The organism is Nitratireductor sp. ZSWI3, from assembly GCF_024655565.1.
Taxonomy (GTDB): domain Bacteria; phylum Pseudomonadota; class Alphaproteobacteria; order Rhizobiales; family Rhizobiaceae; genus Nitratireductor.
In genome coordinates this window covers 1-9,710 of record NZ_JANKOF010000133.1, presented here as the reverse complement: position 1 = coordinate 9,710, position 9,710 = coordinate 1, and the positions used below count along the sequence as shown (strand labels likewise).

Here is a 9,710-nt window from a genome sequence, read left to right as displayed (position 1 = left end):
AAGTTCGCCGCCCCGGCAATCCGCGCTCCCGATGGCGCGGCTCAGCCGGCCATGCTATATTCCGGCACCATGAAAAGACGGTTCGGTCTATGCGCCGTCGCAGCCTCGGCGCTTTCAATGGCCGCAGAGACAGCCGCGGCGGATTGCCTGTGCCGGGCCAACGGCACGGCGTATGAGCAGGGACAGCTTGCCTGCATCAGGATGCCGGGCGGCCCACGCCTCGCCCGCTGCGAGAAAGTCCTGAACAATTCTTCCTGGAGAGTTCTGGACCAGGCCTGCCAGCAGATGAGCAGCCGGCCCGAGCCGAGCCGCGCGGCGGCAGCCCTGTCGACCGCACCGCATCCCCTGTCCGGCGACATTCACTAGAGTGCCGTGCGTGGTTCGATGCAATAAGGTGTCGTCTTCCAGCCGCGCAACCGCGCGGCACTGGCGAAATGGATGGATCAGTCGAACCCGTTGTCGCGCAGGTCGTGCGCCAGAGCGATTGCGGTGCGCCGGTCCGATTCGCCGGCGAGCGCGAAAGCCTGCTCCTGCATGGTGCGGATCCAGCCGACATCGTTCGGCGCGGCGTGGTCGAGCGCCGCCGTCATCATGGCGAGCCCCTTCACCACCTTGCCGCTCTCGAAGAGGATATGGCCGAGCGTCGCCTGGGCGCCGGCATGCCCCTTCTCGGCCGCCAGCTGGAACCAGCGGGCGGCCTGCTGGACGCTCTGGGCGACGCCTTCGCCAGACAGGAACATCTTGCCCACCTGATACTGGGCTTCCGAATTGCGGTATGTGGCGGCCGCGCGCATGAAATGCTCTTGCGCGGCCAATAGATTGGCGCGGATCGGGCTGTTCGGGATGCCGGTCTGCAGATACTTGCCGAGCGCCACCAGCGCATCCGACACATAGGTCTCGTCGGGGCTGCCCGGCCGCACCTCCTGCTGCGCCACCGCCGAAAAGAACTTGAACGCCTCATAGTCGTTGCGCGTCACGCCATCGCCTTCGGCGTACATGCGGGCGAGCTTCCAGCTTGCTCCCACCTGGCCGTTCTCGGCGGCGTAGCGGTAGGCCTCCAGAGCCTCCTGCTTCTCGCCGCGCTTGTAGGCCGAGAAGCCGAGCCGGAAGACGGCCCAGGGGCTGCGCGGCTCCGGTTCCTTGATGACCGCCTTCTCGTCAAGCGCCAGGGCAGTTCCCGGCAGCGCCACCATCGTGGTTGCCACCAGGCCCGCCAGAACCGCCGCTTTTCCTGTTTCAAATATCCGCATAACAGTGCGTTTCTTTCTTCGCCCCCGGATGCGTCACCGCGCCATCGCGCGCCGCACCCACCGTCTGGGCGTATTTCCAGATCGCGCCGGACTGATAATCGGTCTCGCGCGGTTTCCATTCCTTGGCGCGCTCGGCAAGTTCTGCCTCGCTCAGCGCCACGTCGATCGTGCCTTCCACGGCATCGATCGTGATGATGTCGCCATCCTTCAGAAGGCCGATCGGCCCGCAAACGGCCGCCTCCGGTCCCACATGACCGATGCAGAAGCCGCGCGTGGCGCCCGAGAAGCGGCCGTCGGTGATGAGTGCGACCTTGTCGCCCATGCCCTGCCCGTAAAGGGCAGCCGTTGTCGCCAGCATCTCGCGCATGCCGGGGCCGCCTTTCGGTCCCTCGTAGCGAATGACCAGCACCTCGCCTTCCTCGTATTTGCGCTCCGTCACGGCAGCGAAGCACTCTTCCTCGGAATCGAAGCATCGCGCCGGACCGGAGAACCGCAGGTTCTTCATGCCCGCGACCTTAACGATCGCGCCTTCCGGAGCCAGATTGCCCTTGAGGCCGACGACTCCGCCGGTCCTGGTGATCGGCTTGTCTGCCGGCCGCACGACATCCTGCTCGTCGTTCCAGCGAACATGCTCCATGTTTTCGGCAATTGTGCGGCCGGTCACCGTCATGCAATCGCCATGCAGAAAGCCGTGCTCGAGCAGCGTCTTCATGAGCAGCGGGATGCCGCCCGCCTCGAACATGTCCTTGGCGACATATCGGCCGCCCGGCTTCAGGTCGGCGATGTAGGGCGTCTTCTTGAAGATCTCGGCGACGTCGAACAGGTCGAAGTCGATGCCCGCCTCATGGGCGATGGCCGGCAGGTGCAGCGCGGCGTTGGTCGAGCCGCCCGATGCGGCGACCACGGCGGCAGCGTTCTCCAAGGCCTTGCGCGTGACGATGTCGCGCGGGCGGATCTGCTTGGCGATAAGCTCCATCACCTTCTCGCCGGAGGCATAGTTGAAGCGGTCGCGCATCTCGTAAGGTGCCGGCGCGCCGCAGGAATAAGGCAGCGCCAGGCCGATCGCCTCGGCCACCGTCGCCATCGTGTTGGCCGTGAACTGGGCGCCGCAGGAACCGGCGGACGGGCAGGCCGCCTGCTCGATCTCCGTCAGGTCGTCATCGGAAATGGAGCCGACCGAATGCTGGCCGACGGCCTCGAACACATCCTGCACGGTGATCTGCCGGCCGCGCCAGGTGCCCGGCAGGATGGAGCCGCCATAGATGAAGACCGACGGCACGTTGAGGCGCACCATCGCCATCATCATGCCGGGCAGAGACTTGTCGCAGCCGGCAAGGCCGACCATCGCGTCGTAGCAGTGGCCGCGCATGGTGAGCTCGACCGAATCGGCGATGACGTCGCGCGAAACCAGCGAGGCCTTCATGCCCTGATGGCCCATGGCGATACCATCGGTGACGGTGATGGTGGTGAACTCGCGCGGCGTGCCGTTGGCGGACGCAACGCCCTTCTTGACCACCTGCGCCTGGCGCATCAGTGAAATGTTGCAAGGCGCCGCCTCGTTCCAGCAGGTGGCGACACCCACGAGAGGCTGTGCGATCTCCTCGGCCGAAAGGCCCATCGCATAAAGATAGGAACGATGCGGCGCCCTGGCCGGCCCGACGGTCACGTAGCGGCTTGGAAGCTTCGCTTTCGAAATGGCTTTTGCGTCCATACTCACCCTGGCCGCGCTGCGGCAGTTCCCAAAAACATCGGTCCGGCGCGCCTTCGAAATTTTCGTGCGCCGGGTTTATGGCGGGAAGTTGGCGTATCCCCCCGCCCCTGTCTTAACCGAATGCTTATTGAGAAACTGTTGCGAAATGAACACAGGCGGCCACGCGATGACACATTTGGTCACAAAACGTGAAGACGGCGGAGCGTCAGACCGCGCTCCGCCGTGCCGCAATCAGGTTTGCGCGCGCTGCTCCTCGCGCTTGCGGGCAATGATCGAAGCGACCACCGAGGCACCGATCAGGAAAACCGTAACGGTGAGCGCCAGCGGCGACGGGATCTCGATCCAATGCGCCAGAAGCATCTTCAGGCCGATGAACATCAGCACCAGCGACAGTCCGGTCTTCAGATGCTTGAACGTCCGCATCATCCCGGACAGCACGAAGAACAGCGCCCTGAGGCCCATCACGGCGAAGACGTTGGACGAGAAGACGATGAAGGGGTCGTTGGAAATCGCCAGCACGGCCGGGATGGAATCGACCGCGAAGATGAGATCCGTGACCTCGACGGTCGCCAGCACCACGAACAGCGGCGTCATGTAGAAAAGGCCGTTGCGGCGCGTCAGGAACTTCGCCCCCTCATACTCCGTCGTCACCCGGCCGGTGCGCATCAGCAGCCTGACGACACGGCTTTCGCCGGGATCGATCATCTCGTCGCCGGCCGTCATCATCTTGAAGCCGGAGAAGATCAGCAACGCGCCGAGCGCCATGCCGATGAAGAAGAAGTGGTCGACCAGCTTGACGCCCGGCACGATCAGCGAAAGGCGCATCAGAATGGCGCCGACGATGCCGTAGAAGAGGACCCGGTACTGCGCCTCGGGCGGAACCTTGAAATAGGTGAAGATCAGGGCGATGACGAAGATGTTGTCGAGCGACAGCGCCTGTTCGATCAGATAGCCGGTCAGGAACTCGGCGCCACGGTCCTTGCCGCCGAAGAAGAAGACGCCGACGGCGAAGATCATTGCCAGCGTGACATAGCCGGCGACGGTTTGCAGCGCTTCACGCGTCGAGATGACGTGATCGCGGCGATGGAGGACGAAAAGGTCGAAAAAGAGGATGATGGCCACGAAGGCCAGAAAACCGGGCCAGAGCCAGTCGTGCGGTGTCATGAAGCGGATGATACGGGTCTGCGCGGCGTGAGCGCGTTGTCGTACGGTCCGACATCACAGGCAACGCCTTGCCTGCCAGAGGGGCCCGGGCCGGGTGACTGCCCTTATGTGCGCCAGAATCCCGCCCGTTTCAAGCCCCGCACGCACGCAATGCCCGATGCACGGCTTCGATGATTACAGCATCGCAAAAAGGGCCCGGCCTGAAGCCGGGCCATCCTCAACAGTCGCGAAGGACTACCATTTGATCTTGTAGTTGGCGGAAACGATGCCGGCCCAACCGGAATCGGCTGCGGCGCCGCGATTGATCGCGTCCACTGCGTCGATCGTCGCCGAGGTCAGGTACGACACACCGCCGCCGAGGCGCAGTTCCCCGCCCATGGCATCCTTGACACTCACACCGGCGGCGAAAAGCCATTTGTCCGAGCGGAAGTCATAACCGGTCGCAACGCCGCTGTCCCAGGTGACGCTGGCCAAGCCCGATATATTCTCGTTGAAGGCATGCGCGATGCCGCCGGTGATGGTCCAGCCGTCCTTCCAGTAATACTGGTTGAGACTGTCATTGGTCCCGACGATCGGCCCGGAGAAGCTCAGATCCAACGTCTCGTTCACCGACCAGTCCGTCCACTTGACGGAACCAAAGGCAAGCCATCCAGGAGCGATGCCCGACTGAACTTTCAGCTCCACACTCTGCGGCAGCTTGCCCCGGCCCGTCGCCACCAGCGGGATGGTCCCCAGGGGATGCCCGAAAGTTCCGGAGCCATCGGCGTCGTGATCGGTGCCAGAACGGTACATAAGCTGCGTCCTGAAGGCGATCTCGGGAATTTCGTAGGCGACCCCGGCGCGCCAGCCCGGCGCGTTGCTCGAAAGATCGATGTTCAGAGGCAGCCCGCCGAGCGGCACGGGATTGGAGCGCAGCTCGTACTTGAAGCGTTCGACGAAGCCGCCGCCGAGCACCGAGAAGCGGCCTTTGCCGACATCGAAGAAGACGGCGCAGGTGGCGCCGAATTCCGTTATGGTGAAGACCTCATGCGTCTTTCCCGAAAAACCATAAGGGACCACGTAGCCCGAGGCCGCGCCATAGGCATCCGTGTACGTGCCCGCGCAGGACAGGTTTTCGCTGACCCTGACCTTCACCGCGCCCGACGGGATTGCATAGGTGCCGAGGTAATCGGAACCGACCAGGCCCGGCGTCCCCTGCAAGGCAGGCGCGGACGTAATCTCCTGCGTGGGAACGACGACCGTTACGCCGGCCCTGAAGTTGATCTTGCCATCCTCGAACAGGATGTCCGTGTCGGCGGTCCCGCGCGAGAAACCACCGGCCTGTGCCGCCCCGACGGAACCGGCGATCAGAACCGCAGCCGAAGCGATGCGAAAATGACGCATGAGAACCCTCTCCTCCAATCAATGCTGCGAGGATAGCAGCGCCGCGCCCAACCTCAATTGTTACCGTACAGATTGTCGCATCTAACTCTTACGTTTACGTAACGGCAAACGTGTCGGGACCATGCGCGAAAGTCCGTCGCGACGGCGTCGGAAGCGCGCAGGCCTGCGAAATCAGCCCAAAACGCCGCCAAATGCGGTCGATGAGGATCAAAAACAAGCCATAGTTGCACAGAAGCAACAGTTCGCGATAATTCACGAATGCGTCATCTTTTGACCGGGATTGTCCTTTTGGGGCCGGCTTTCGCCGGTCGCTTTTCGCTCTCGCGGCGAGCCGAATCTGAAAGGGAGGCGAACGGGCGTTCGCCTCCCTGATTCATGCCTTCGATCCTCGGACGCCCCTCGGCAGCAGCGCTCGAAGCGGCGCCCGGCGGAAGCTCAGCCGGCTTCCCTGACACGGGCGAGCGCCACTTCCAGCTTGCTCTTGGCAGCGGCGAATTCCGCCAGCTTCTCACGCTCGGCGACAACGATCTCCTCCGGCGCGTTGGCGACGAATTTCTCGTTGCCCAGCTTCTTTTCCAGGCGCTCCATCTCGGCCCGCGTCCTGGCGATCTCCTTCTCAAGCCGCGCGGTTTCCGCCGACAGGTCGATCAGGTCGCCGAGCGGCAGGCAGAAGGTCGCCTCGCCGAGAACGATTTGCGCCGAGCCCTTCGGAGCGTCGGCGGCGAAGCCGACCTCGCCGACACGCGCAAGGCGGCGGATGGCCGGGTCGTGCCTGGCGATGCGGGCACGCGTCGTCTCGTCGGCACCGACCGCCACCAACGGCGCGGTCGCTGACGGTGGCACGTTCATTTCGGAACGCACCGAGCGGATCTCGGAGACCAGGTCGACCAGCCAGTTGATATCGGCAGCGGCATCGGCGTCCTCGAACGAAAGCTCCGGCCACGGCGTGAGGACGAGAAGCTCCTCGCGCCCCGCCGCACCGCCCGTATGCGCCCACAATTCCTCCGTCATGAACGGCATCATCGGATGCAGGAGCTTGTAGGTCTCGTCGAGGACATAGGCCGCGCAGGCGCGCGATTCGGCCTTCGCTTCCTCGTCCTGCCCGGCGAAGACAGGCTTCAGAAGCTCCAGATACCAGTCGCAGAACAGGCTCCAGACGAAACGGTAGGCAGCGCCCGCCGCCTCGTTGAAACGATAGGACACGATGCCGTCCGTCACCGCCTGCGCGGCACGCGTCAGTTCGGTAAGGATCCAGCGGTTGATCGCCAGCCTGGCGTCCTGCGGGCGGAAACCGGTATCGCGCGCCACCCCGTTCATCTCGGCAAAGCGCGTGGCGTTCCACAGCTTGGTGCCGAAATTGCGGTAGCCGGCGACGCGCGCCGGATCGAGTTTCACGTCGCGGCCCTGGGCAGCCATGATCGTCAGCGTGAAGCGCAGCGCATCGGCGCCGTACTCGTCGATCAGCTCCAGCGGGTCGATGACGTTGCCTTTCGACTTCGACATCTTGGCGCCGGACTTGTCGCGCACCAGCGCATGGACATAGACCGTGTGGAAGGGCTCCTCGCCCATGAAATGCATGCCCATCATCATCATCCGGGCGACCCAGAAGAAGATGATGTCGAAGCCGGTCACGAGCACCGAGGTCGGATAGTAGCGGGCGAGCTCCGGCGTCTTGTCGGGCCAGCCGAGCGTCGAGAAAGGCCACAATGCCGACGAGAACCAGGTATCGAGCACGTCCTCGTCGCGCGTCAGGATCTCGCCGGGCTTGAAATTCTCCAGCTTCTCCTCGACCCAGGCCTTCCACGGCCCCTCATGGGCGATGTAGTGCTGGATCGCCGCCTCCAGCGCCGCCTCCTCGTCCTTCTCGACGAAGACCTGCCCATCCGGGCCGTACCAGGCAGGAATCTGATGTCCCCACCAGAGCTGGCGCGAGACGCACCAGGGCTGGATGTTCTCCATCCACTCGAAATAGGTCTTTTCCCAGTTCTTGGGCACGAAACTGGTGCGCCCCTCGCGCACCGAGGCGATCGCCGCCTTGGCCAGCGTCTTGGCGTCGACATACCACTGGTCGGTCAGGAAAGGCTCGATCGGCACGCCGCCGCGGTCGCCGTGCGGCACCGTGTGCCGGTGCGGCTCGACCTTGGCGAGGAAGCCCCCCTCCTCCATCATCGCCACGACGCGCTTGCGCGCCTCGAAGCGGTCGAGCCCGTCGAGTTCGCCGATGGTGCGGGCGACCTCGGGCCGCCCCTCGAGGCCGTAGAGGAAATCCTCGTTGTCCTTGAGCGTGACGGCTCCCTCGACGGTCAGGATGTTGATCATCCTGAGGCCGTGCCGCTTGCCGACATCGAAATCGTTGAAATCGTGCGCCGGAGTCATCTTCACCGCGCCGGTGCCCTTCTCGGGGTCGGAATACGCGTCGGCCACCACCGGCAGGAGCCGTCCGACCAGAGGCAGGACGACCGACTTGCCGACCAGATGCGTGTAGCGCTCGTCTTCCGGATGGACCGCAACGCCGGTGTCGCCCAGCATCGTCTCCGGACGCGTCGTGGCAACCGTGACGAATGTCGCCGGGTCCTCCGGGTCAAAGGTCTTGCCCTCGATCGGGTAGCGGAAATGCCAGAGATTGCCGTTGGTCTCGATCTGCTCCACCTCGAGATCGGAGATGGCGGTCAGCAGCTTCGGATCCCAGTTGACGAGGCGCTTGTCCTTATAGATCAGTTCCTGCTTGTAAAGGGAGACGAAGACCTCGACGACGGCCTTCGACAGGCCTTCGTCCATAGTGAAGCGCTCGCGGGACCAGTCGCAGGAAGCGCCGAGCCGCTTCAGCTGGTTGATGATCGCGCCGCCGGATTCGGCCTTCCATTCCCAGACCCTGTCGATGAACTTCTCGCGCCCGAGGTCGCGGCGGTGTTCCTGCCGCTCCATCAGCTTGCGCTCGACCACCATCTGCGTGGCGATGCCCGCATGATCCATGCCCGGCTGCCACAGCACGTCCTTGCCGCGCATCCGCTCGAAGCGCACCATGATGTCCTGCAACGTGTTGTTGAGCGCGTGGCCCATGTGCAGGGAGCCCGTCACGTTCGGCGGCGGGATGACGATGGTGAAGGTTTCCGCGCCGCGCTTCGCACCGGCGCCGGCCGCGAAGGCCCCCGCCTCTTCCCAGCGTTCGGCGATTTTCGGCTCGACGCTCGCCGCGTCATAATTCTTTTCAAGCATGAGGATTTCCGCGCTCGCGAAGCTAAAGACCCAGGGTCAGGACCTTGGTACGATCAAGGCACGGTGTAAAGCGGAAGGGTCTGGTCGAGTCAACAGGACGACGCGCGGCTTATCCGCCGCGCGCGATCCGCTCGATCTCCTCGCGCACCAGACGCTCGACCAGCGTCGGCAGATTGTTGTCGAGCCATTCTTGCAGCATCGGCCGCAGCATTTCTTCGGCCACCTGGTCGAACTGGCGCCGCCGGCTCGCCTCGAAAGCCTCATTCAGTTCGCCGAAGGCCGCCGCCACCTTGCGGCCGGCATATTCGGAAAGAATGCCGCCCGGCCGCGCCTCGGAGGGCACCGGAGCACCGGCTTGCCCGTCTTCCGAGGCCGCAGCCGAAAGGGCTGCCTCCATCGGCAGGTCGGGCGGCAGGTCGGGCGCCGGCTCATCGTCGGGCTCAGAGCGCAGGTTCGCTGCCGGCTCCCCTGCCGCCGCGGCCTCCTCGTCCGGTTGCCGGTCGAACGCGGCCCGGAAGGTCTCGATCTCGCTGCCGGCGGCGGGCCTGTCGCCCTGCCAGGCCGCTGTCTCGCGCCGCAGGCCCTCGACGGGCATCCGCTCGGCCGGCTTTTCCGGGGCCGGCTCGGGCGCGCGGCTTGGAACGGCCTTGCCTGCCGGCGGCGCCGCGTCGTTGTCCTCGATGATTCGCCGGATGGAGGCGAGAATCTCCTCCATGGAAGGCTCGCGCTGCGGCCCTCCCGTCGTCGGCCCGTCGCCCGACGGTTCGACCGTTCTCTGCGCCCCGATTCCGTGTGACATCGTCAAACTTGCCGCCTATGCCCTGTATCCGCCCAACCAAGGTTACCCGACGCGTCATGAGGCTTACGCCCAAATGTCGACGCGAAAGGTTCGAATCACCACTCAAGCCTAACCGAGGGGCGGGCCCGAGAGAATCCCCGCAAGGCGACCGGCCGGGTTTGCACACAAGAATGCCGGGCGCCTTGCG

General features: G+C 64.6%; 7 protein-coding genes. 1 reads left to right on the top strand and 6 read right to left on the bottom strand.

Going from position 1 to position 9,710, the window contains the following annotated elements; translation table 11 throughout:
* Window positions 1-366: hypothetical protein (locus tag NUU27_RS23760; protein ID WP_257764779.1), on the top strand; the 366-nt coding region annotated here is incomplete at its 5' end.
* Window positions 367-443: 77 nt separating this feature from the next.
* Here the strand turns inward: NUU27_RS23760 and NUU27_RS23755 are convergent.
* From NUU27_RS23755 to NUU27_RS23730, 6 genes are all read right to left on the bottom strand, one after another.
* A complete protein-coding gene (locus NUU27_RS23755) occupies window positions 444-1,250 on the bottom strand; it encodes a tetratricopeptide repeat protein (protein ID WP_257764778.1) in 807 nt (268 codons plus the stop codon).
* Window positions 1,237-2,961 carry a dihydroxy-acid dehydratase gene (gene ilvD / locus NUU27_RS23750; RefSeq protein ID WP_257764777.1) on the bottom strand — a complete coding sequence of 575 codons (1,725 nt, stop codon included), beginning with the start codon at window positions 2,959-2,961 and terminating at the stop codon, window positions 1,237-1,239. The genes NUU27_RS23755 and ilvD overlap by 14 nt, the downstream gene beginning before the upstream one ends.
* A gap of 231 nt (window positions 2,962-3,192) precedes the next feature.
* The gene (locus NUU27_RS23745) at window positions 3,193-4,125 is read right to left on the bottom strand and encodes a TerC family protein (RefSeq protein WP_257764776.1); all 933 of its coding nucleotides are present in this window, start codon (window positions 4,123-4,125) and stop codon (window positions 3,193-3,195) included.
* A gap of 234 nt (window positions 4,126-4,359) precedes the next feature.
* Window positions 4,360-5,508 carry an OmpP1/FadL family transporter gene (locus tag NUU27_RS23740; protein WP_257764775.1) on the bottom strand — a complete coding sequence of 383 codons (1,149 nt, stop codon included), beginning with the start codon at window positions 5,506-5,508 and terminating at the stop codon, window positions 4,360-4,362.
* 435 nt (window positions 5,509-5,943) lie between these two features.
* Complete coding sequence (locus NUU27_RS23735) at window positions 5,944-8,724, bottom strand: valine--tRNA ligase (protein WP_257764774.1); 2,781 nt, start codon at window positions 8,722-8,724, stop codon at window positions 5,944-5,946.
* A gap of 109 nt (window positions 8,725-8,833) precedes the next feature.
* Window positions 8,834-9,523, bottom strand: a complete 690-nt coding sequence (locus tag NUU27_RS23730) for a DUF2497 domain-containing protein (RefSeq protein ID WP_308219999.1) — start codon at window positions 9,521-9,523, stop codon at window positions 8,834-8,836.
* Window positions 9,524-9,710 lie beyond the last annotated feature (187 nt).